At 54.1% G+C, this 24,144-nt stretch carries 17 protein-coding genes; 11 read left to right on the top strand and 6 right to left on the bottom strand.

All coding sequences use genetic code 11. The features are described 5' to 3' along the window. Positions 1 to 43 precede the first annotated feature (43 nt). Positions 44 to 1,111 carry a Holliday junction branch migration DNA helicase RuvB gene (gene ruvB, locus Pla22_RS02575; protein ID WP_146513207.1) on the bottom strand — a complete coding sequence of 356 codons (1,068 nt, stop codon included), beginning with the start codon at positions 1,109 to 1,111 and terminating at the stop codon, positions 44 to 46. A gap of 75 nt (positions 1,112 to 1,186) precedes the next feature. Here ruvB and bioA point away from each other — a divergent pair, with 75 nt between their 5' ends. Next, entirely contained in the window at positions 1,187 to 2,611 is a 1,425-nt protein-coding gene (gene bioA / locus Pla22_RS02580) for an adenosylmethionine--8-amino-7-oxononanoate transaminase (RefSeq protein ID WP_242631754.1), read from the top strand. Here the strand turns inward: bioA and Pla22_RS02585 are convergent. Both Pla22_RS02585 and Pla22_RS02590 read right to left on the bottom strand, forming a co-directional pair. Continuing rightward, complete coding sequence (locus Pla22_RS02585; RefSeq protein WP_146513209.1) at positions 2,608 to 3,255, bottom strand: lysophospholipid acyltransferase family protein; 648 nt, start codon at positions 3,253 to 3,255, stop codon at positions 2,608 to 2,610. The genes bioA and Pla22_RS02585 overlap by 4 nt on opposite strands. After that, positions 3,255 to 4,229 (bottom strand): phosphatidate cytidylyltransferase, encoded by a 975-nt coding sequence (locus tag Pla22_RS02590; RefSeq protein ID WP_146513210.1) that lies wholly within the window; start codon positions 4,227 to 4,229, stop codon positions 3,255 to 3,257. The genes Pla22_RS02585 and Pla22_RS02590 overlap by 1 nt, the downstream gene beginning before the upstream one ends. A 157-nt stretch (positions 4,230 to 4,386) precedes the next feature. Here Pla22_RS02590 and Pla22_RS02595 point away from each other — a divergent pair, with 157 nt between their 5' ends. After that, positions 4,387 to 4,998 (top strand): CDP-alcohol phosphatidyltransferase family protein, encoded by a 612-nt coding sequence (locus Pla22_RS02595; RefSeq protein ID WP_146513211.1) that lies wholly within the window; start codon positions 4,387 to 4,389, stop codon positions 4,996 to 4,998. Between the two features lie 15 nt (positions 4,999 to 5,013). On the opposite strand, the gene Pla22_RS02600 is transcribed toward Pla22_RS02595, so the two are convergent. Further along, on the bottom strand, positions 5,014 to 6,435 hold the full coding sequence (locus tag Pla22_RS02600; protein WP_146513212.1) for a glycosyltransferase: 1,422 nt from the start codon (positions 6,433 to 6,435) through the stop codon (positions 5,014 to 5,016). 624 nt (positions 6,436 to 7,059) lie between these two features. On the opposite strand from Pla22_RS02600, the gene Pla22_RS02605 reads away from it, so the two are divergent. After that, entirely contained in the window at positions 7,060 to 8,733 is a 1,674-nt protein-coding gene (locus Pla22_RS02605; RefSeq protein ID WP_146513213.1) for a hypothetical protein, read from the top strand. Positions 8,734 to 8,866: 133 nt separating this feature from the next. Here Pla22_RS02605 and thpR read toward each other — a convergent pair whose 3' ends face one another. Continuing rightward, entirely contained in the window at positions 8,867 to 9,439 is a 573-nt protein-coding gene (gene thpR, locus Pla22_RS02610) for an RNA 2',3'-cyclic phosphodiesterase (protein WP_146513214.1), read from the bottom strand. A gap of 152 nt (positions 9,440 to 9,591) precedes the next feature. Between thpR and Pla22_RS02615 the strand changes: the two genes are divergently transcribed. Continuing rightward, a complete protein-coding gene (locus Pla22_RS02615; RefSeq protein WP_165440492.1) occupies positions 9,592 to 10,530 on the top strand; it encodes a YheT family hydrolase in 939 nt (312 codons plus the stop codon). On the opposite strand, the gene Pla22_RS02620 is transcribed toward Pla22_RS02615, so the two are convergent. Continuing rightward, positions 10,473 to 10,835 (bottom strand): 2Fe-2S iron-sulfur cluster-binding protein, encoded by a 363-nt coding sequence (locus tag Pla22_RS02620; RefSeq protein WP_146513216.1) that lies wholly within the window; start codon positions 10,833 to 10,835, stop codon positions 10,473 to 10,475. The two genes, Pla22_RS02615 and Pla22_RS02620, sit on opposite strands and share 58 nt — an antisense overlap. Positions 10,836 to 11,106: 271 nt before the next feature. On the opposite strand from Pla22_RS02620, the gene Pla22_RS02625 reads away from it, so the two are divergent. From Pla22_RS02625 to Pla22_RS02655, 7 genes are all read left to right on the top strand, one after another. Continuing rightward, positions 11,107 to 14,544 (top strand): DEAD/DEAH box helicase, encoded by a 3,438-nt coding sequence (locus tag Pla22_RS02625; protein ID WP_242631755.1) that lies wholly within the window; start codon positions 11,107 to 11,109, stop codon positions 14,542 to 14,544. Between the two features lie 353 nt (positions 14,545 to 14,897). Further along, positions 14,898 to 16,025: a recombinase RecA gene (gene recA, locus Pla22_RS02630; RefSeq protein WP_146513217.1), complete on the top strand. Its 1,128-nt coding sequence runs from the start codon at positions 14,898 to 14,900 to the stop codon at positions 16,023 to 16,025. A gap of 446 nt (positions 16,026 to 16,471) precedes the next feature. After that, on the top strand, positions 16,472 to 17,824 hold the full coding sequence (locus Pla22_RS02635) for a DUF1559 domain-containing protein (RefSeq protein ID WP_146513218.1): 1,353 nt from the start codon (positions 16,472 to 16,474) through the stop codon (positions 17,822 to 17,824). A gap of 477 nt (positions 17,825 to 18,301) precedes the next feature. Next, entirely contained in the window at positions 18,302 to 19,603 is a 1,302-nt protein-coding gene (locus tag Pla22_RS02640) for a DUF1559 domain-containing protein (protein WP_146513219.1), read from the top strand. A 611-nt stretch (positions 19,604 to 20,214) separates the two neighbouring features. Then, the gene (locus Pla22_RS02645) at positions 20,215 to 21,516 is read left to right on the top strand and encodes a DUF1559 domain-containing protein (protein ID WP_146513220.1); all 1,302 of its coding nucleotides are present in this window, start codon (positions 20,215 to 20,217) and stop codon (positions 21,514 to 21,516) included. A 113-nt stretch (positions 21,517 to 21,629) separates the two neighbouring features. Next, on the top strand, positions 21,630 to 21,821 hold the full coding sequence (locus Pla22_RS02650; RefSeq protein WP_146513221.1) for a hypothetical protein: 192 nt from the start codon (positions 21,630 to 21,632) through the stop codon (positions 21,819 to 21,821). 425 nt (positions 21,822 to 22,246) lie between these two features. After that, positions 22,247 to 24,133 carry a multiheme c-type cytochrome gene (locus Pla22_RS02655; protein WP_165440493.1) on the top strand — a complete coding sequence of 629 codons (1,887 nt, stop codon included), beginning with the start codon at positions 22,247 to 22,249 and terminating at the stop codon, positions 24,131 to 24,133. Positions 24,134 to 24,144 lie beyond the last annotated feature (11 nt).

The following is a 24,144-nucleotide window of genomic DNA, read 5'->3' on the forward strand; positions in this document are numbered from 1 at the left end:
ATCGAGGTTCGAACAGGTCGAGGTGCGATTGAGTCGCCAAAAACTACGCGGTGCGTTTTAAGTGCCGATAGGCTTTGTCGGTCGCCATTCGTCCGCGACGAGTCCGCAAGATCAACTCGCTTCGCAGCAAGAACGGCTCGACTTCGTCTTCGAGCGTGTCGCTACTGACGTTCATCGTGTGTGCGATTGCTTCCAAGCCAGCGGGACCACCGGCGAATACTCGCATCAGTGTGTCCAGGTAACCCCGATCTTGCTTGTCGAGTCCAAGCGGATCAATTCCGATCATATCGAGAGCATCGCGGCAAATCTGGGCACTGACGTTTCCATCGGCTTTGCTTTGCGCGTAATCGCGAACCCACAACAAGCGATTGTTCGCTAGCCTAGGAGTGCTACGACTACGTTCAGCAATCACTTCGGCCGAATCCGGATCCACTGGCAGATCTAACTTCACCGAGTTGCGACAAACGATCTCGCACAACTCCGGTCGGGTGTACCACCCCAAGTGTTCGCGAATTTGGAACCGATCCCGAAGCGGAGCGCTCAACATCCCCGCTCGTGTTGTCGCGCCGATGAGCGTGAACGGACGAAGTTCATAGTTCAGCGTGCGAGCGCTGACACCATCCCCAAGGACAATATCGATTCGAAAGTCCTCCATGGCGGTGTAAAGGTATTCTTCGACCGCTTTGGGAACTCGGTGAATTTCGTCAATAAACAGAACACTGTTTTCAGACAGATTCGTTAGGTAAGGCAGCAAATCCTTCGGCGCCTTTAGCCCCGCGCCGTTGGCCATTTGCACGGTCGTTCCCATTTCAGATGGGATGACGGTGGCAAACGTGGTCTTGCCCAGCCCAGGTGGTCCGTCGAAAAGAATATGCCCCAGCGGTTCCACACGTTTTTGCGCAGCACTGATCGCGATCTGCAGACGCTCAATCACGTCCCGTTGGCCAACCATTTCGGCCATCCGCTTGGGCCGCAACGACGTATCTTGGCCGGAGCCTTCCGCTGGGATCGATGCTGCGATTGGACTTTCGGGCGGCAAGCCGCCATCGCCACCATCAGAAGCGCCGGATTTTTCTGGATCAGATTGTTGGTAAACTGCTTCGCGTGCCATCTGCGGGCCACTCCGTTGTGCATGAATGTACGCCCGTACTTTAGCGTCTTCGAGGCCGGGGCCGAACCCCGAAACATGACTTCCCAACAATCAATTGGATCGCGAGATCCCATGAAGAATGCCCACTGGCACGGTTTCACGCAAATGGCCGGACTTGAGCCGCTTGTGATCGAGTCCGCTCAGGGATGTTGGCTGCAAACTGTTGATGGACGGCGACTCTTCGATGGCGTTTCGAGCCTGTGGTGCAACGTCCACGGCCATCGGAACCCCCACATCGATGCGGCGGTCGAGCAACAACTTAAGAAAGTCAGCCACATCACAACCCTGGGCATGTCGTGCGAAACCACCGAGCGACTCGCGACGAAACTCGCCGAGATCACGCCGGGCGATCTGGGTCACGTTTTCTTTAGCAGCGACGGGTCATCCGCGGTCGAAGCAGCGTTAAAGATGGCGTTTCAGTATTGGCAACAGTGCGAGACCGCCGAGGTGGGTAGCACCTCGCTGAATAGCACCTCGCTGAGTAGCACCTCGCTGAGTACCGGCAAGACAAAATACCTTGCCCTCTCGGGTGCCTACCATGGCGACACCACCGGAGCAGTATCGCTTGGTGGGATCAAGTACTTCCACAAGCTGTTCGCGCCCATTTTATTTACCCCCATTCGCGGGCCGATTCCTTGCACCTATCGGTATCCCGATGGAGTCACGCCTGAAACAGCATGCGAACACTACGCTCGTGAAATCGAGAACCTTCTCGAGCAACATCATCATGAGTTGGCCGCAGTGGTGATAGAACCACTGGTTCAGGGCGCTGCCGGAATTATCACTCACCCCGAAGGCTTGCTCCTTCGCCTACGCCAACTTTGCGATCAGTACAACGTGCTTCTGATTTGCGACGAGGTGGCGGTCGGCTTTGGCCGAACGGGAAAACTATTCGCTTGCGAACAAGAAAACGTCACACCCGACATTCTTTGTTTAGGCAAAGGTCTCACCGGTGGCTACCTTCCGATGGCAGCGACCATCGCAAGACCGCACATCTACGAAGCATTCCTTGCCGAAATTAAAGAATCGAAACAGTTCTTCCATGGCCACACCTTCGCCGGAAACCCGCTCGCTGCTGCGGCTGCGTTGGCTTCTATCGAATTGCTCGAAACAACCACCATCCTTGAAGACGTCACCACGAAATCGGCGTTTCTAATTGAACAACTCAAACCGTTACTTGATCATCCTCATGTCGGTAACATTCGCGGACGCGGGTTGATGATCGGTATCGAATTGGTCACTGATAAAAGCACCCGTGCTGCATTCGACCCCGGCTTGTTGATGGGCAAGCGTGTCTGCGACGAAGCGATGAAGGGGGGCGTTTGGTTGCGTCCACTTTCCGACGTCGTGGTGGTCATGCCACCACTGGTATCAACCGACGACGAGCTAGATTTTCTCGCCAACGTCGTGATCAATTCTATTGAAAAGGTCTGCGAGCCATCGTCCGTGGTTCGTGTCTAGTCCCAGACCTCTTGGGGCAGTTCGTCCGACAACGACTGCATGCACTCTTCGAGTTTGCCCATCAATTCTTGCTTGGGCAACGAACCGTCGATGGATTTGCCGACGAACATGTCGCAAAAGAAAGGCACCAGCAACGCCTCACCTTTGGGCAACGCCTTGCCGAGACCATGCAAAAACACAGGCGTGATCGGAATATCCGGGTGACGTTTGGCCAAGTGCGCTACGCCACTTTGAAACGCAGCCATTTGCTCGGGTTCACCTCGCGATCCTTCCGGAAACAGCAACACGATGCACCCTGACTCAATCGCATCTGAAATAGGATCGAGCGGATGTTTACCCTTTTCACGTTTGATGTTCTTGCGATCAATAGGAATGATTCCCACGATACGAGTTGCAAACCATCGACGCAGCGGACGTGTCAGGAAGTAGTCCGCCGCCGCAACCGGGCGAGTGCATTTGAGTCGGTCCATTCCCAGCACATTCATCAGCGCAAAAACATCCAAGTGGCTGTTGTGATTGGCGACAATGATCGCCGGACCACACTCGGGAAGTAACTCCTGTCTTCGAACGTTGGTACCCAACAACACCATCATCAGCGGACGAACCACCAGCAGAAAAAACGGATAGCGGAGCCAGTGATTCATCAGCCGTAGCAGTAATAGACAAAGTGAAAGAACAATGGTGCGGTGAAGATCAGCGAATCCACACGGTCAAGCACGCCACCATGACCGGGCAGTGTCGCGCCGAAGTCCTTGATGTTCAGATCACGCTTCAACGCGGACAAACACAAGTCACCAGCAAAACCCGCCACACCGATGATCGCACCCGCCATCATCGAAGTCCGAAAGTCAAGCAGCGTCAACCTCGGTCCCACCAACGCCGAAAAGATGACCGTGGACAAAACGCCGCCGACCAAACCGGCATAGGTCTTTCCCGGGGAAATACTAGGGGCGACTTTGCGCCGACCGATCGACTTGCCCCACAGGTATTGAAAGATGTCGTTCAATTCAGTGACCAAAATCAAGAACAACAATAGCCCCGGTCCTGCACCAAATCCGTTCGCCGTTTGTTCATAAGCTCCCGCAGGTTCGATCCGCGGCGAATCGCCTGGCGAAAGCACAAGCAAGAACGCAGCATGCGAGATACTAAACACCGTCAACATCAAAGCCCAATGAAGCGAACCTGCCGCTCGCAAGAAACCCTTCGTCTGCCCCATCATCCACATCCGAGTGGGAATCCAAACAAACATCAACACGGGAATGAACACGATGAACATGCCGTACCAAGCCCTCGCGGCGAGGTAGTACTGAAACACAACGGCCAAGTACGCATAGAACAGGACTCGCCGGTCGGCGCGCCGCGTTGGCGTCATCGAAAGAAATTCCTTCAACGCCAAAAAGCTCACGAATCCGAAGAAGCAGATCGTCGCCGTTGTCGACCAGTAAAGGCACAAACAAAACAGTCCGACGATCACCCACCATGTTCGAATTCGCGAACGCAGTTCGGCAAAATCGAGGTTCGGCTTCATTCGAACCAATGCCATCGATACTAGGCTCGCAACGAACAGGGCCGCGAAAAGCGACAACATCGTCGAGCGGACTTCCGGAGCAAGATTCATGGACGACAGCTTAATCGTTGAACGATTACCTTGTGAGAGCCGGTAAGAAACGCAAACCTTACCAGAACGCCAATGAGGCTGGCTCTATCCTTCCCCAATTGCAAATCCGACGTCACGGCAGGGCGATCCGTTCACTTGACGTTCCAGGAACCGACTGATGCCAAGTATCTACGACCTCAAACCAAAGTTCCAAGGGCTGCTACGCCCGTCGGTGACACGAATGGCAACTGCTGGCGTGACGGCGAACCAAGTGACGGTATTGGCGACCATGGTCTCAATCCTAGCGGGATCAATGATTGCAGCATTCCCCGATTCGAAATGGCCGCTCGCAATCTTGCCAGTCACCCTGCTTTTTCGAATGAGCCTTAACGCGGTCGACGGAATGCTGGCTCGCGAGTTTGGCCAGAAGAGTCGACTAGGAGCCGTGCTGAATGAACTTGGCGACGTCATCAGCGACATTGCTTTGTACTTACCATTGGCGATGGTGCCGGACATCAATTCAGCCGGTGTGATCGGATTTGTACTTGCATCTGTAGTGGTCGAGTTCACTGGCGTGATCGCTCTGCAAGTTGGCAGCGAGCGTCGATACGATGGGCCGATGGGCAAGAGTGACCGCGCGTTTTGGATCGGATTACTGGCGACGCTTCTTGCCTTGGGTTGGATGCGACCCAACTGGACACTGGCCTACTTCGCAGTGCTGATCTTCCTGACAATTCTTACCATTGGGAATCGTGCTTCGAGAGCTCTCGGTGCATCGACGAAGAACTGATCGATCAACCGACAACTAAGCTGCTTTGAACTCGCGAGTTGCATTGTCCAATCCCATCACTCGCAACGTATTGGTGCCGCTGTGCTCAGCGCGAACCTTATCGGCGTAAGCAATGGCACGCCCGCTCATCGCAGCACGGTTCTTCGTAAACTGCTGCATCAGATCCGGAATCTCGGCGCGATTCTGGTAGATAAAGCCTATCGAACGATGTCCGCCGGCGCGACGAACCTGTTCGGCTAACCAACAACGATCGGGTACGATCACCGGAACACCTCGAGAGAGCATTTCCAGAAGCACACCGCTACATCTAGCGACGTAGCGCTCGGGCTCATAGAGAAACAGTCCCAAGTCGGCTGTATCAAGCCAGCGGTGATAATCGTCGGTAGTCAAGTTCGCTGTCATGATTTCGAGCGGACCATTTTGGTCTCCCGCAAGTGATTGCGAGTAAGCCTGATGCAGAGGCAAAGGAATCAATCCCTGCCACTTTGCCGCTGGCATTTGCATCGACAATTGATAGCGCTGACTACGCAAGTGTGGCTCATGAATTTCCGATAGAAAATCATGGATCGCTTCGCGGCCTTTCTCGGCTCGCGGTAATCCTGCCAACACAGCCTTGATGGGCTGCTTCGACGAATCGCTTTGGTGGATCGTGCGTTGACGGGTGGGGTAGGGGATCGCAGTTACAGGAAGCCGGAGTTCAACTTTGCGCCATTGTTCGGCCAACGATGGTGTCGTGGCGTGCAAAGCAACTTGGTGAGGCTTCAACGATTCTAGAGCAGTCCGCATTTGGCGATGAATGCTCTGTAAGGTCGGAGAATTCGAATGGCTTACCGATAGCTGATCCACCAACGCGAAGTGGAAGATCACATCGATTCGCATCGACGCCAGCTTCAATCGGGAAAGCGCGTTCGCGAGCGCCAACATGACGAAGTCGTCACCGGTGTTGACCAAGATCACGTCCGACGATGTCGGCTCGATTCGTTTCATTAGCCGGCAAAAATCATCTGACCATTGAGCCAACATGCGTTGCGGTCGCTTAGAAGGGATCTCCATGCGATCGCGAATGGCTTGCTTGGCTCGATCGAGAATGCTTCCGCCAACAATTCGACCTTGGATATCGCGAGGCAGACGAGAGTCGCCATCGACACCGAGCGACCAACGAACCATTCGTCGCGTTCGGAAGGTAGGCAACAACCGGTGTTGCAAGCAGGCCGCCGAAGACGTTTGGAAAGTTTCATGAGCGGCTAAGACCGGCTGGTAGCCCCAGCGTTGCGCCCCGGACATCAACAAGTTCGCCAATTCGTAATAGTGACCACCGATCGAACGCACATTGTCGTCAATCACGATCAACCGCGGCTTCGTCGATGCACTACCGGACAGTCGCGAATGCTCCGCGATGTTCGGAAAGTTTGACGATGGCTGAGGCATGGACGACATAGGAGCGGAATGGCTTCTCTTTAAGAAGTGGTGGTTGAGTGAAACAGGTCCAAGCGGCGTTGCTTTGACGGTTGTGCCAGGGCTCTATTCCTATCCTTCGGAACTTTTGACACTTTTGATTCAGTTAAACCTAGATTTGCTACCAGCATGGCGGGTTTAGCGAAAGTGAAATTCCGTTTCATGCTCGAACATGGCCTCTTGCGCCATCATTTTTGCAGTTGTGGGCATCCCCCGTGGTTTCGTAACGTCCACGGCAATGGATCGAAAGTCCTTGCGGCGCCCCCGTCGTGGACAGACGCGATTTCACGCAGAGCCTCGTTTTGGCGGAACCGAAGTGTTGCGCAGAACCGTCGTTTCACGTGGGGTTTCAAGGACTTCAGACCGATCACCCAATACCACAATGAGGCAACGATGCACTCCTTTGGCCAACGATGGACGACGTTTCTGGCGGTTTTTGCAGTATCAATGATCAGCTTCGGCTGTCGTGGAACCAAACCGTTCGGACGTTTCGTGCAAGTGACTCAGGAATCGCCTGCCGACCTACCCGAGGTGGAAGCCCCTCGGCAGCGATTGGCCAGATCAGGTTCAACGTCCGCGGAATCCACGTTAAAAAAGCGACCAACGATGGAATCTGGAAATCTGGAAATTTCCATGACTGCCGAAGATGCTCCTAGCCAAAAATCCGATCAACAACGCCGAATGCTGGCGTCCGATAAGGCTCCTCAGCACCCTCGCATCGATGCTCGTGCGACCAGTTCCGATCAGAAAACGGCTGCGGCGCAAAAATCAAATGCTTCGAATCATCTGGCTCTTGATCACATTAGCGGTCAAAAGTCCGATCGTTCCCAATCCGCGAAAGCCGCCGTCCAACAAGCTGGCGTCCAACAAGTCGCCGCTCGATCGCCCAGCGACGCTTTGGCGTCCGATCAACCGCAAACGGATGAGCAACGGGCGATCATGGAAGCGTTTAGCGACTATCCGCCGGAAGTTCAGAAGGAAGCTCTTCGTCGATTGCTAGCAGCGACCGCGAAGAAAGCGGAAAAATCGAATCAGCCATCCGAAATGACCGCCGCGATCCAGCGAAGCATGGGCAACTTGCCTGACCTACCAGCGCTATCGGGCAAACCAGCCGACAACCCCGCGCTTCGGCTGACTGACGACTCTGATTCGGATCACTCCGGCCACACCGCCGAGGACCGATCGAATCGCTCGAGACGATCATCGGCGGTGGTCACCGTTAGTGACAAGTCGTCCAAGACGAATGCAGAAATGAAAACCGCTGCCCAACCTAATGCGGCCCAACCTAATGCGGCCCAGTCCAACGCCGTTGCGCAATCCGAATCCACCAAGCAGACCATTTCGGCTGCGGAATTCGAAGCCTTGAAATCTGGCGGACTCGAATCGACCGTCGTGCAATCCATCAATGATTCCAAGACGAACGAATCTAGTGCCGTGCAGCCCGCCTCGGCTGCTCGCGAAAGCGGAGCCAACGACCCAATGATCGCCCGCGCAACGCCGACCGATGTCGATGACAAGCTGAACCCCAACGCGAAAAGCGCAACCAGCCCGACCGTTAGCCTAGATCCATCTACCCTGAACGATGCAGAGCTCTATCGAGCCCTGCTCAAGAAACTCACCATTGCACCCGAGGGCGAGTCGAAATCAGAACGCGCTAGCCGCCTGATCAAGCTTCGACACATGATGGTACTTTCGGGAGACGTTGATTCGGCCGTCGCTGGTATTGATGGCATGACCGATTCGGAACAAGAATTCTTGCGACACCAGTTGCTCGGTTTGTGGACGATGGTTGACCCCGCAGGTCATCCCGTTGCCAGCCGCCGAATCACTACCGCACTGCCTCAACTGCGTGAAGCCACCAAGTTTGCCGCTGCAGCGACCGACACATTGGAACTGCGTTCGCTTTCGTTCTGCACCGAAATCGAGTCTTACGGTCAAATCAAACCGTTTTCTGGAAACCGATTCTCGCCAGGCCAACAGGTCATTCTGTATTGCGAAATCGAAAACTTCACCGCTAAACAAATCACCGACGGATTCGAAACACACCTGCAGGGTAGTTTTGATATCTACGACGGCAACAACCAGAAGGTGGTCAGCCAGCTATTGCCCGAAGATCGCCAGACTTCCTCGAACTACTTGCGTGATTACTACATCGCGTACCAAATGCACTTACCCAAGCAACTGGCACCGGGAACGTATCGAATGCAGCTGACCATGGAAGACGTCGCAGGCAAGAAGTACGGGCAAGCCAGCATCCCGCTTGAAATTGCAGCGCAGTAGGCGTTCTGGACTACTGCTCGACTACCACCCAACTTTCGCGGTCGATGAAAATTCCGCGGTCAATGAAAACGTTGATCAAAAAACGTCACCTTGAAAACCGCTCAGTTGGAAACCGCTCAGTTGGAAACCACGATCAATCGAAGTCGATCGTGTCCATGACTTGGTACGTGGGGCCGTGCTTATCCAAGAAGCTGGCCATCAACTGCATGTGATCAACCATCATGGTGCCCAGATTGGTGCGACGTTCGTCACCCAAGGCTGCCTGCAAAGCTTGGCTGGCTTTTTTTCGACTTCCCTTGGGTCGCCCCAGAGTCAAGTGTGGGCGATAATCGCGAGGCTCTTGTTTGAAACCAAGTTCCGCAAGGTCGACTTCCAGTCGTTTGACGATTTCGCACAGACTACCGGATTCGTCTTGAACCCCGGCACAGATAACGCGAGGTCGGTCGAGCGATGGCATACCACCGGCACCCGAAAAAACGAGATCAAAGGGCTCTACGTCGGCCACGGCATTGCGAATGACGTCGCAGATCTTGGGCACTTCGAAATTGTCGACATCGCCTAAGAACTTCAACGTAAGGTGCAGCGTGTCGGTGGGAACCCACTTGATACCATCGCCGTCGCTAGCGAGATACTGGATCAATTTCCGCGCCGCGTGCTCGACTTCGGGCGAAAGGGGAACGGAGATGAAGGAGCGAATCGTTTGCATGATGTCAGATCGTACACCGAAAGATGCTTTTGTTTGAGCCTCCTCCATTCGTTCCCCATCCAATTTTTCGCGGTGGGCATCTACAAACCCTGGCTCCCGAAATCCGACGGCCGGCCGCTCGGCATGTCAGACTCATCGGCGACCGACCACCTATGTTGGTTGAGGTTTCCCAAGGCGATCGAATTGCGTTGCATATCGACGAACCTGAATTCGCGAATGTCCAAACGCCGACCGTTTTGCTGGTTCATGGTTTGACGGGCTGTCATGCCGCCCCCTACATGATCCGATTTGCTCACTATTTCCTAAGCCTGGGCTATCGGGTTTGTCGGATGGACATGCGAGGCTTTGGGGCCGCTTGGGCGCATTCGCAAAACCTATCGCATGCCGGTCGCAGCGACGACTGTTTGGTAGCAATGAGCACATTGGCCGCCAACACAACTGGCGATTTGTTCGCGGTGGGTGTCTCGTTGGGTGGGAATCAACTCTTGCGAGGCATCGGGCGAATAGGCGCTGGCCTCGATCCCCAGCCAAGCTGGATGAGTCGTCTGTCCGGCGTTGCAGCGGTTTGTCCGCCGATCGACTTAAAGCGGTGCGCCGACAACATGGATCGCCGACGTATGCGGCTGTATAACCACTATTTCATCCGAGCGTTGCTGCGACGACCACCGAAACTGGTGGCTCAACGAGCAGATTTCCAAGCCATCATGCGAGACCGTCGCCCCAAAACACTACGGCAACTCGACGAGCAGTTCACGGCACCCCTGAGCGGTTTTGATGACGCACTTCACTATTACCGCGAAAGCTCGGCCATTGAGCAAATCGGAGCGATACGAACTCCGACGCTAATCATTGCTTCAAAAGATGACCCGATCGTGCCCTACGAGTGTTTCTCGCAGGACACGTGCGCGTTGGGGAACATCGCTCGGACCGATAAACTGAACATCTTGTCACCCCGGGCGGGTGGCCATGTGGGGTTCATCGGCCGCGATAACCGTTCGTGGCTCGAGTCGACCATTGAAATGTTTTTTCGAACCTATTTGTCCTTCCAAACTGGCTCGGGTTCAATTTCGTCGGCCACCGGTGACCCCTGATCGGATCGACCGCTGCCTTCGAGCCGACTGATCAACTCGACGGTCATGTCATGGTCGCAAGCAATCTGGCAGCTTAGACGAACGCCGGAATCAGTCACTTCACGAACTCTTAACGTCTCGGCTTCAGCCTCAGTGATCTGTTTTGGCTCGCCATCGACGAAATGAACGCGGCATGTGGTGCAACGAGATTTGCCGCCACAGGCGTGAAGCTGGTCAGTACCGGCTTCCTCGACGAGAGCTTTGACGAGTCGTTTTCCTGCGGGCACATCGAATTGTCCGACACCTTCAACGGTTAGCTTGGGCATGCGATTTCTCTTAAAAGCGTTGTGAAATGAGGTTTGACTCTGGTGCGACAATGTAGCCGAGCGGCAAAATCGGCAAAGTGCCATCGAGCAAGTAGCTTGCGGGTGTTAGGATGTCGGGTTGGCGCTGCGCCCTAGACTTTTGGCACCTTCATCGGTGGCCTCCACCCCCGTGGTTCGCTCACCGTGGTTCGAACCATCGTGTCCGAAAGTCTTGATGCCGCGACCTGGGCTCGCATGGCGAGTCAGGCACCTCAACTAAGTTGGTGAGGGCTTGGCCAAGATTCGGCTCGCAACGCCATCATTGATCGACCGTTTGCAACGTGGAAAACTCAGTATGGATTTGATGTCCGATGACGCCATTAGCGCCTTTGGAATTTTGGTCGGAGAAGCCATTGAACGGCTAGTCGATCGACATAACGAATCGTTGGATAAACAGGCGGCCATGATGTCGGTTGATGGTCCAACGTTCTCGCAGGTCGATCACCGAATGCAATTTGATTTCCGAGTCAAAGGAAATCGGCAAAAGACAGTCGAATGCCAGATCGAAATTCACGAACAGGCAAACGAGGATGGCGAGGAAAAGAGCTTCGATTCGCTTCTCGATACCGCCTTCGAGGCGAGTCCTTCCTGCACGTGCGATATCTTCCTGGAACAACACACCTGCCAACACACCCTGGCGTCGTCCTGGTTATTGCAAGAACAACTTGCCCGCCGAGGTGCTGCTGAAGTATTCGAATTTCTTGGCGAACTGAAAGTCGACACTGTTAATTCAGGTCGTGAACTCGTGGGCGAGATCCTTGGCTTAGCGGAAGAGTCCAACCGCACCGTCGAAGCCTCTGAAGAAACACAATTGCAGTGGCGGATCGGTCTTCCCAATTCACGTTACTACAGCCCCATTTCGATCAACGCCTACGAGCAGAAACCCAGAAAGAACCGCAAGGGTTGGACGAAGGGACGTGAGGTTCGAAGTTACGATTTGTTGCGACGTGACTTCTCGGGCAATCTGCGAGACGGACGCATCGCGGCCCTCGTTGCCAAGCCCAGCTATTCATTTGAAGAAGACCACTACGCCGAATTCCAGGCGCTCGAAGCGCTCGTTGGCCACGAGAACGTGACTTGGGATGACGTCGACGCCACGCCCATCGAAGTCTTCGCAGCGGAATTAACGCTCACGCTTGTTCCCGTCGAGGTGGAAGGCGAAGAAGAATCGAGCCCGGAAAACGACGTCGTACTCGCCAATGAGGAAACCGCGAAATCCAACCTTCGCTTTCGTCCGCAATTGGAAGTCGCCGGGATTCGCGTGAACGTCGAAGATTGCGAAGTCATTCTTGGCCATTCCAGTCCCGTCGATCCGCTTGTCATTTTGGTAGACACCAAAGGCAATCGAATGGTGATCTGCCACCTTCGCGACCCCAAAGCCACTCGCATGATCCAGTACTTGGTGCGTAGTGACTTAAAGGACACGTTGCTTGATGCCGAAGCGGCTGCCAAATTTTCCGTTGGCAGTTCGACCGTCGACACACTCATTCGCGTCAATCTTCCGCCTCAACTTGCCGGTCCTATCGAGCCGGTTGAAGCGGAACTTGTCATGGAACTGCGACCGCGCCCCGGTGCAGGTCTGAGTTTGGCGATCGGCATGCATGATCCTCGCTTCCGCCAACTCGCCGTTCCCGGCGAAGCGCCGGACACGGTGCCTTGCCTGACGGATCTTGGTCCGGTTCGTCTGCAACGAGACCTAAAATCGGAACTCGATCGCACCTCGGCTGTTGTCCAGAAATTTGCATTGGATGCGCTTGCATCGGACGGTCACTTCCGTTGGGTCGCCACATCCGACGAGATCGCATTGGATCTACTCGCGGCGTTGTATCAGGCCGGTGAAGAAGCACCGCGACTAATTTGGCCCGAAGGTGAATCGTTGAAGGTTCGTGGTGAAATCACTCCTTCGGCTCTGCGAGTGCAAATTGAAGATCGCCGGGATTGGTTTGGCCTCGGTGGTACCGTTTCCCTTGACGGACGCGAAATCCCTCTTGAACAATTACTTGCTGCGGTGCGAGACAATCGCTCGCTCGTGCAGGTGGGTGATCGTGAGTTCTCGAAGATCTCCGATGCGTTCCGCAAACGTCTGCAACAACTCGGCGACACCGTCGTCAACGATCGTGGCGAAATGAAAATCGCTGATGCAGCGGTTCCTTCGGTGGTCGAACTATTCGGTGAAGACGTCTCGATCGAAGCCACCGCACGTTGGCATGCTTCGATTGCCAAGCTCGAATCGCTTGCGGATTGGAATCCGGACAAACCAGCAGGACTCGACGCGACACTTCGCGATTACCAGCTCGAAGGTTACCAATGGCTCGCTCGTTTGGCCGCCTGGGGCGTTGGCGGAGTATTGGCCGATGACATGGGCCTTGGAAAGACAGTCCAAACGCTTGCTGCGTTGATTGAACGAGGTCCCGATGGGCCCGCTTTGGTGGTCGCACCCACAAGCGTTGGTGACAACTGGGTCCGGGAAGCCATGCGTTTCGCGCCCTCGCTGAACGCTCACTTGTATCGCGATGCCGACCGTAAAAAGTTAGTGAAGTCGGCTGGTGATCACGACATCATCATCGTCAGCTATCAGTTGCTTCAGCGAGATGCCGAGATCTTCGCCACCCGAACATGGAACACACTGGTCCTCGACGAGGCACAGTTCGTTAAGAATTCACAAACCAAAACCGCGCGCGCGGTCCGTGCCATCAACGCTAACTGGCGACTTGGATTGTCAGGCACACCTTTGGAAAACCATCTTGGCGAATTGTGGAGCCTATTTCGAACATTGAGTCCTGGCTTACTTGGATCATGGGACCGATTCCGCAATCGGTTCGCCGATCCAATTGAACGACATAAGGATGACGAACGTCGCCAATCGCTTTCCCGCTTGGTGCGCCCATTCATACTTCGTCGAACCAAAGACAAAGTGCTCAAGGAATTGCCACCAAGAACTGAAATCACATTGCAAGCCGAACTCAGCAAGGGTGAACGTAAGCTCTACGAAGACGCCCGCGTTGCCGCGCTTGCTGAACTCAGCGGTGCAGCGAACAACGAATCGGGTGCGGCGGGTCAACAACGCATTCGTACGCTCGCGTGGTTGACGCGACTTCGCCAACTTTCGTGTCACCCACGATTGGTGGAAAGTTCGTGGAAGAAAAGTTCGGCTAAAATGGATCTGTTTGTTTCATTGGTCCAAGAACTACGCGAGGGCAACCACCGTGCCCTCGTGTTCAGTCAGTTCGTCAAACACCTCAAGCTCATTCGCGAAGCGCTCGACGAGGCTGGCGTGACCTATCAATACCTTGACGGGGCAACACCGGCGAAGGAACGCAGCCGTCGAGTGGACGCGTTCCAGGATGGCGAGGGTGACCTGTTCTTGATCTCGTTGAAAGCCGGTGGCACCGGTTTGAACCTAACCGCCGCCGACTATGTGCTGCACTTGGATCCCTGGTGGAATCCGGCGGTGGAAGACCAGGCGACTGACCGTGCTCACCGCATCGGCCAAGAACGCCCGGTCACGGTTTACCGCCTCGTATCGGCGGGCACGATCGAGGAACAGATTCTCGAACTTCATGCCGACAAACGAAAGCTTGTTGCGGGAATCCTCGACGGCACCGACTACGCCGGCAAAATGGACACGGCTGAACTGATCGACCTGATTCGCGAGGGAGCCGGAGAGTAGATCAGACACCAGCAGACGGCTGCTAGGAACCAAACCTGCCAAAACCTGACTCATAATCCTGAGCTCGTTAATCCTGAGCCCCTGTAATCCTGAGCTCCCCTTAATCCTGAGTCGCCTAATCTCAAGCCATTGACCAGACGTGTCATCGACACGTCAGATACTATTCATGTCGGGATTGAGAAACATTCCTTGTGTCATCATCACGACACCGGTACTATAAGTGCGTTCACTGGCCCAGCGGGGTTCTTCGTTCCACGATTGGAACTACGAACAGACGGGATCAAGGTCGCATCAGCATCGCCGGGTACATTTATCGCACGGTTTTGGGAAACAGAAAGGCAAGGGTTTTTAATATGGCCAAGAAGAAAGCAGCTACTACCGCATCAAAGGGCAAGGTCGATCCAGCGCTTAAAGAAATGCTCACTCGGGAACCTGGTCTGAAAACGACGCTGGAACAAATCGAGAAAGCATTTGGCGATGGTGCCATCATGCCCTTGGGTGCCAATCACAATTTCGTCATCGAAGGAATTCCCACGGGCAGCCTTTCGCTTGACATGGCCCTCGGCGGACAAGGCCTTCCACGAGGCCGCATGATTGAGATCTTTGGCCCAGAGTCGAGCGGTAAAACCACTCTTGCTCTTCACGTCGGTGCAGAGGCTCAGAAGCGAGGCGGAATCGCCGCTATCATCGATGCTGAACACGCATTTGACCCAAGTTGGGCTAAGAAACTGGGCGTCGAACTCGATACGCTTTTGGTGAGCCAACCAAGTAGTGGTGAAGAAGCGATGCAAATCTGCGAGATGCTCGTCAAGAGTAACGCAGTCGATGTCATCATCATTGACTCGGTGGCCGCTTTGGTTCCTAAGAAGGAATTGGAAGGTGAAATCGGCGATAGCCACGTTGGCTTGCAAGCTCGCTTGATGAGCCAATCCATGCGAAAGCTGACCGGAGCGATCTCCAAGAGCAAATGCGTGGTGATCTTCATTAACCAGATTCGCGAAAAGGTCGGTGTGATGTTCGGCAGCCCCGAAACCACGCCTGGTGGACGAGCCCTCAAGTTCTACTGTTCCTGCCGGATTGATGTCCGCCGTATCGGTGCTTTGAAAGATGGCGAAGAACAAGTCGGTCAACGCGTCAAAGCCAAGATCGTCAAGAACAAGGTCGCTCCTCCGTTCCGGATCGCCGAGTTTGACATGATGCACAACAACGGCATCAGCTACGAAGGTGACCTGTTGGATTTGGGGGTAACTCACAAGATCGTCACTCGTAGCGGTTCGTGGTTCAAGCACGGGGAGACCTACCTTGGCCAAGGCAAAGAGAAGGCTCGCAACTTCCTGATTGAAAACACCGACCTCACCGAGCAAATCAAGGATGAGATCATGGCTGCTGGTGGTTACGCTGAAATCGTGGAAAGCGATGATGCAGAAGCGGCTGAGGGAAAGAGTGACGAAATGAGCGAGGCTGAACTCAGCAACAGCTAAGCGACCAATCCCGCGTATCATCCGCCCTGGTCTTTAGTCCACACTGCCTTTTAGTTCACGCTGGGCTTTAGTTCACACTGGACGAATCGCGACATCCACTCGAGCTATTCGTAAAGGCTCTCTGGTTACCCAGAGAGCTTTTTTATTTGCCAACATGGCTGTGGCAGCACGAGGCCCCAGACGCGACTTCCTCCTCACTAGGCTGCCTATCTTTCCACAAAGCGGCCTCAAGGCGGGCCACGCTAACAACGCGACCTTTCGGGGGGCCGCCCGCAGAGGTAGATTAAGCCCTGCTGCAAGGCCGTTGCGGCGAAAATAACAACCCTTATCGGGTTTTGCACCCAGTTTTTACCGCAACTTCTGGTAATATACGGTGCTACGTCACCGGTGCACGTTTGTGTGTTGGTCAGGCGTATATTTTTTTTGTTCTTTTAGGAGTCTTTGCTATGAGTCGTAAGCACTCACGAACCTCCGGTTTCACCTTGGTGGAACTGTTGGTTGTCATCGCCATCATCGGCGTGTTGGTTGGCCTTTTGTTGCCAGCCGTTCAAGCTGCCCGTGAAGCGGCCCGCCGCATGAGCTGCAGCAACAATTTCAAGCAGATTGGTATTGGTCTTCACAATTACCACGCTGCGTTCAAGCAAATGCCCACTCAAATGTCGGGTCCTGCTCGCATTGGTTCGTGGGAACACGAAACTCGTCATGACTCGGTCATGATGTCCAACAGTTTCCTTGTTGGTCTATTGCCGTTCGTTGAGCAGCAAGGTCTGTGGGAGCGAATTTCGAATCCCGACAACCAAGCCGTCAATGGTCAACCGCCATTGCCGACGCCATTTCCGGCCTACGGTCCTCACCACGATACCGATCCTGATGGTGGCGGTAAGACCAATGCCGGTGGACGTGCTTACGTGCCATGGCTGACTGAGATTCCAATGTTCCGTTGTCCTAGTGACCCCGGTTCAGGTCTGCCAGCTCAAGGTCGTACCAACTACGGTGCCTCCATGGGTGACGCGATTCACAAGATGAATTCCGGAACCATCGGATGTAACTGGGCGAACTCGACTTGCAACTGGTTGTACAGCTACGGCGACGACCAAGATGCCAACTCGGATGCTCGCGCAGCCGCCCGAGGTTTCTTCGTCGCTCGAACTGAAATGAAGTTCCGTGACATCATCGACGGTCTGTCCAACACGATCGCTTGCGGTGAAATCGTCACTGACATCGGTGACCGTGACGTTCGTACCAACGCGAACTTGCAAGCCGACCTGTCGACGGACCGTAACAACTGGGGAGCCAACATTCCTGACTTGAACATCTGGAAGACCATGGTTGACCTTGAGCGTCCGCGTTTCTGGAGCGACGGTGTGGCTCCTAACCCGACGTCCCCTGTGATCGCATGTCCTGGAGACTGGCGAGATCGTTATGGTCGTGGTTACATGTGGGCCAACGGTGGAGCGTACAACTCGGGCGTTCAAACCATTCGTCCGCCAAACTCGGCTTGTAGCTTGGCCGGAGCGGGTCCGAATGCTTGGTACGCCGGTCACCTCGAAGGCGTTTGCCCTCCCGGTAGTCGTCACCAAGGTGGTGCTCACGTGATGATGGGCGACGGAGCGGTTGTGTTCATGACCGACTCAGTTGACTGTGGTGGTTTGGATTCAGGCGTGGTGCCAGTTCGTAACCAAAACGAAACGCTGGACCCAACTTACCCACGTGCGGGTAGCAAGAGTCCTTACGGTTTATGGGGTGCTTTGGGTACTCGTGCTAGTCGCGAAACCATCGAAGAGCAACTCAACCAGTAGTCTTCCTCGAAGCCTAGTTGTTAGTTAATTCAGAGCCTTGTCCGCATATGCGGGCAAGGCTTTTTTCGTTGCGGTAAATCACTATTGCGTTCGTTGAAAAATAGCTTTTCTTGAAACACAATTCGCAAACGCGATCGAATGTCATTGCTTCAAATCATATCTGTGTGAGGAATCTCACCTAACATCAAGACTAAACAATCGGATGCGCACCACGGTCTCTACCTGCGTAGCTAACACGTCCCCCATCGCGAGCGGGGAACGTTTACAACGTCTTGGATACGAATTCGATCGACCTACTAATTGCGAATTATCCATGTTGAAAAATCGAACCGGTTTTTAGGAAAACTCTTCACTTTCTTTAGTATTAACCGGTGCATGATTCCCGATTCTGATGAGACTACGGAAGCGTTCGTGACGTCGATTTTACGTCATGTTTTTGTCGCTTCATTTACTCGTCCTCGTAAGGAACAAATCTGAATGACTCGTAATCGTTCACGCGTATCCGGTTTCACGTTGGTGGAACTATTAGTTGTTATCGCCATCATCGGCGTATTGGTTGGTCTGCTCTTACCTGCTGTTCAAGCTGCTCGCGAAGCTGCCCGCCGCATGAGCTGCAGCAACAATTTCAAACAAATCGGAATCGGTCTCCACAACTACCACGCTGCCTTCAAACAAATCCCGCAGCAACAATCTGGTCCTGCCAACAATGGCGGATGGGAGTTCGATATCACTCGCACAAAAGTGCAAATGCAGAACAGTTTCCTTGTGGGACTTTTGCCTTTCGTAGAACAACAAGGTCTTTGGGAACAAATCTCCAACCCAATGTCGAAGGACTCAACTGGTTTGGACCTACCTCCTGCGGAGGCTTACGCTGCCTACGGTCCGGTTCACGATGCTGACGACAACCAGAACGGCACTGGCCCCGGCGGTCGGAAGTACATTCCTTGGTTGACCGAGATCCCCATGTTCCGTTGTCCTAGCGACCCCGGTTCGGGACTGCCTGCTCAAGGCCGCACCAACTACGGTGCTTGCATGGGTGACGCGATTCACCGTGGAACTACCGGTCCTCTGAACGCACCATATTGGAACTATGTCGATAACGGCGGACGTTCATCTGAAGCTCGCGCAGCATGCCGTGGGTTCTTCGTCGCTCGCAGCGCAATGAAGTTCCGCGATATCATCGACGGTCTATCCAACACCATCGCGTGTGGCGAAATCGTAACTGACATCGGCGACCGCGACGTTCGTACCAATGCAATGCTTGATGATTCGATGGACCAAGCTGTTCCAACGCTCAACCTTTGGAAGCAGTCTGTCGATCTTGAGCGTCCTCGATTCTGGAGCGACGGTGTTGCTCCGAACCCAACCGCTCCAACGATCGCATGCCAGGGTAACTGGACCGACCGATTCGGTCGTGGTTACATGTGGGCATCTGGTTTCGCTCTTTACAGCGGTTGCCAAACGATCCGTCCACCAAACTCAGGTTTGACCATTGATGGTGCTGCGGGTGGAAACGCTTGGTTCGCAGGTTACCGCGAAGGCGTTTGCCCGATGGGCAGCCGTCACCAAGGTGGTGCTCACGTCCTGATGGGCGACGGAGCCGTGGTCTTTATGACCGACTCGGTCGATGCGGGCCAACTTGATTCCGACGTTGTTCCCGTTCGCATGGGCAATGTTGCACCTGCACCAGTCCCAGGTTCCAAGAGCCCTTATGGCCTTTGGGGTGCCCTGGGTACGCGTGCTAGTCGCGAAACCATCGAAGAACAATTGAATCAGTAGGCTTCGTAAGACCTAGCCTTTCAGTTTTTCAAAAGCCTTGTCCGCATTCGTGCGGGCAAGGCTTTTTTTGTTTGGGTGCACGGCATTCGCAGTGTTTGACATGCAGACCAAGAACCGCAAACGTCCTTATCGAATAGCAGCCGCTGATACTGACTCATGTTGCTGCAAACGAGTTAAGTCCATCAAATCGTCGTCGATCGAACTCACAGTGCACGCCCGAACGACCGAGTGCGTCGTTACCGAACTCTTGCGATCCAATGTTGTCGCTGGCAGCCATCTCGAACCTTGGATCTTATCTTCCGATCGACCTAGGGAAATACGCAGAAATATGCTGAGGCACTCAACGCCCACTTCATCTTTCTACGAAGATACTGCGACGTCACGTCCGCCTTTGACCGCACCTCAACTGAAACCCCTCCAGGGAGTTAAGGGCCCAGGCAAAGCCCACTCAAACCACCCAGCTGCAAAGATTCAGTCGAATATCGCGCCCTTATTCGAAGTGCCGCATTGCAATTCTTTATTTTTTTGGCAGAATTCATGTGCGTTCTTTACGTGTTCCTCGCGTATATAGGTGACGCTTTATTTCCTGTCCTCCTCTGGAGCATTCCTGAATGATTCAAAATCGTTCGCGCAACTACGGTTTCACCTTGGTGGAATTGTTGGTTGTAATCGCCATCATTGGCGTTTTGGTTGGCCTTCTTCTGCCAGCCGTCCAAGCTGCTCGTGAAGCCGCTCGTCGTATGAGCTGCAGCAACAATTTCAAACAAATTGGCATCGGTCTTCACAACTATCACGCTGCTTTCAAGCAAATCCCTCAGCAACAATCTGGGCCAGCGAACAACGGCGGATGGGAATTCACCATCACTCGCACGAAAGTGCAAATGCAGAACAGTTTCCTTGTGGGACTTCTGCCTTTCGTAGAACAACAAGGTCTTTGGGAACAAATCTCCAACCCAATGTCGAAGGACTCAACTGGTTTGGACCTACCTCCTGCGGAGGCTTACGCTGCCTACGGCCCGGTTCACGATGCTGACGACAACCAGAACGGCACTGGCCCCGGCGGTCGGAAGTACATTCCTTGGTTGACCGAGATCCCGATGTTCCGTTGTCCTAGCGACCCCGGTTCGGGACTGCCTGCTCAAGGCCGTACCAACTACGGTGCTTGCATGGGTGACGCGATTCACCGTGGAACCACCGGTCCTCTGAACTCGCCTTATTGGAACTATGTCGATAACGGCGGCCGTTCATCTGAAGCTCGCGCAGCATGCCGTGGGTTCTTCGTCGCTCGCAGCGAAATGAAGTTCCGCGATATCATCGACGGTCTATCCAACACCATCGCGTGTGGCGAAATCGTAACTGACATCGGCGACCGCGACGTTCGTACCAATGCAATGCTTGATGATTCGATGGACCAAGCTGTTCCAACGCTCAACCTTTGGAAGCAGTCTGTCGATCTTGAGCGTCCTCGATTCTGGAGCGACGGTGTTGCTCCGAACCCAACCGCTCCAACGATCGCATGCCAGGGTAACTGGACCGACCGATTCGGTCGTGGTTACATGTGGGCATCTGGTTTCGCTCTTTACAGCGGTTGCCAAACGATCCGTCCACCAAACTCAGGTTTGACCATCGACGGTGCTGCTGGCTCGAGCGCTTGGTTTGCAGGTTACCGCGAAGGCGTTTGCCCAATGGGTAGCCGTCACCAAGGTGGTGCTCACGTCCTGATGGGCGACGGAGCCGTAGTCTTCATGACCGACTCGGTCGATGCGGGCAAGCTGGATTCCGACGTCGTTCCTGTTCGAAATGGCAACGTTGCACCAGCACCAGTCGCAGGTTCCAAGAGCCCTTACGGCCTTTGGGGTGCCCTGGGTACGCGTGCCAGCCGCGAAACCATCGAAGAACAATTGAATCAGTAGGTTTAACTATTGGCTTCGATAACGTAAAATGAGTGGGCCTTGTTCGTGCTTTAACGGACAAGGCCCTGTTTTTTTTCTCCCCCCCAGGCTTTAGGCCTTTGAAGGAACAAACCATGAAGAAGTTTCTCGCGTTCTCTGTGTTACTGTCGGCCGCATTCGTAACCCAAGGCTGCGGTGGACACTCCGGTGGCGTTATTGGCGATAGTAACGGCAAGACCATGGACGATTATACCACTCCCGCAGGAATCGACCCTGCTGCAGAAGCTGCTGCTGCTGCCGCTGCTGCACAAGAAGGTGGTGAGTAATCTCCACTGGCCGCTATCTGCCTTGAACAAGGACGCTTAGCGGCGGTTGAGGGATACTACTTACACCTCACGACTACTGCTCGATCACATAGAGATCAATCGAAAACGCCAAAAACGTCATTGTCGCAATGCGACGATGGCGAGTTTGGCGATTTTCATTGGCCGATTGTCATTCGGTAAGATTGCCAGCGGTGGCGTTGGCAAGTGTGCGGTCGATCATGCCAGCGTTTTCGCCACTTGCAACACGCCGGCCAGAAATTCCACTTTCGCTCTCCAGCAGGGTCTATCATTGAACGGGCGAAAGGGAATGTGCGTAACATGAATTGAAGATGACCCATCTTTCACTAGCGGACGTGCAACAAAGCTTGAGGCACTAGAGCATGAGGCACCAAAGCATCAATCAAGAACCAGTGGCGAGGTATCGTATGACCCGATGGGCTCTGAACTCTTCGGTTTTGTTCACGCAAGTAATGAGCATTGGGGTCGCGTTTGCCCTGACAACTACCACTGGTTGGAGCCAAGAGGGTTCAGAAAACAAGTCGCAGGACTTTCGCTTCAGCATTGTCGCTCCCGCCACTGACGAACCAGAGAGCGAAACATCAACGAAAATGCTTTCGTCTCATCAGGGTTACGTTGGCACTCAAAAGTGTGTGGCTTGCCATCAAGAACAATACGCCAGCTACCTGCAAACTAGTCACAGCAAGACCGTCGCCATAACCGACGCAAAGCAGGAACCGCCCGCTGCCAGCTTTCACCATGAAGCGTCGGACCGTGATTACGAAGTGATTCATCGGGGTGACGTGTTATTGCACGCGGAAAGCTTGGTCAATGATGCGGGGGTCACCGTGGCTCGTACCGAGTTGCCGATCACTTACTCCTTTGGGTCTGGTTTACACGCAAAGACTTATGTCTGCGAGGACAAAGACTTCCTGGTGGAATCGCCAATCACGTGGTACCGCGGTGAACATCTTGGCTGGGGAATGTCGCCGGGTTACGACCGGTTGGGGCACCTCTCTTTTCAACGCTTAGTAAAACAAGCATGCGTCTATTGCCATGTTGGACAAATCGATCGGCTTGAGGGCAATCCATCTCGGTTTGAAATTGTCGAACAAACGGTTAGTTGTGAACGCTGTCACGGGCCAGGCGAATCACATATCGCAAGATACGAAAGCAGTAGTCCGGCTTCGAAAACCGACAACATCGTCAACCCTAAAGAATTGACGCGGGAGTTGAGCGAAGCAATTTGCCATCAGTGTCACCTCGCAGGTGTCACCACGGTGGAATCGAGCGTCCATTCCCCTTGGGAATTTCGGCCAGGCGAGAAGATCACCAAGTACCGTACGGATTACCAATACGAACTCGACGGTGACACCATGAACATCGTTGGGCATGTGGAACAAATGCATGCCAGCAAGTGTTACCAAGAAACGAGCACGTTGACGTGCATCACGTGTCACGACCCTCACCATCCGCCGACGCCGGAAAACAGCGTCGACATTTACCGACAAGCGTGTCTAGATTGCCACGCCCTTGATGCGTGTGGCATTGATCACGACGAACGGATCGCCAAGAACAACGATGATTGTTCCAAATGCCACATGCCAGCCGCCAAGACAAATGTCACTCACGTTGCGTTTCATCATCACCGCATCGGCATCCATACCGAGAGCGTCGATCATGTTCCAAGAACGAGTGACGTCCTGATCCCCGTTGTCGACGACCCTGATCTTCCGGAGCAAGAACGAAAGCGTCGTCTCGCCATCGCAATGTATCAACAACTTGACGCGACACATGGCACACCGGACGCTCCCAAGCCACGCGACATCGCAATGTATGAACTTTTCCAACTCTACCAAGCTGGGGTAGAAGACGCGACGATTACAACTGCGCTTGCCGAAGATGCCTTTGAGTCAGGCTACTCGGAAATCTCAAAATCGTTGGCCGAAAAATCATTGCAGTACCAGCCACGTCCGGCGGAGGAACGCTTAGACGCTCTCCGAATACTCGGTCGCATTGCACTCGCTCGGCAGGACAACGTAGCGGCGCTTAAATATTATCGCGAATTGGTCTCTCAAACTCGCAATGCGAACGACCACTACTATTTGGGCCTAAGCGAACAGAACAATAAGAACAGCGATCGAGCCATCGCATCGCTTGAACGATCCATCGAGCTTGAACCGCTGATGACCTCGGCCCATCAAGCGCTGCAAGCCATTTACACCTCGCTCGGCAACCTGCAGTTGGCAACGTTTCATGCTGACAAGGCGAAACAACTCGATGAGTACGCAGCAGAAGTGTTGGCGAGCGATTGATCGATTCACAT

Origin of the sequence: Rubripirellula amarantea (assembly GCF_007859865.1) — a bacterium.
Classification (GTDB): Bacteria; Planctomycetota; Planctomycetia; order Pirellulales; family Pirellulaceae; genus Rubripirellula; species Rubripirellula amarantea.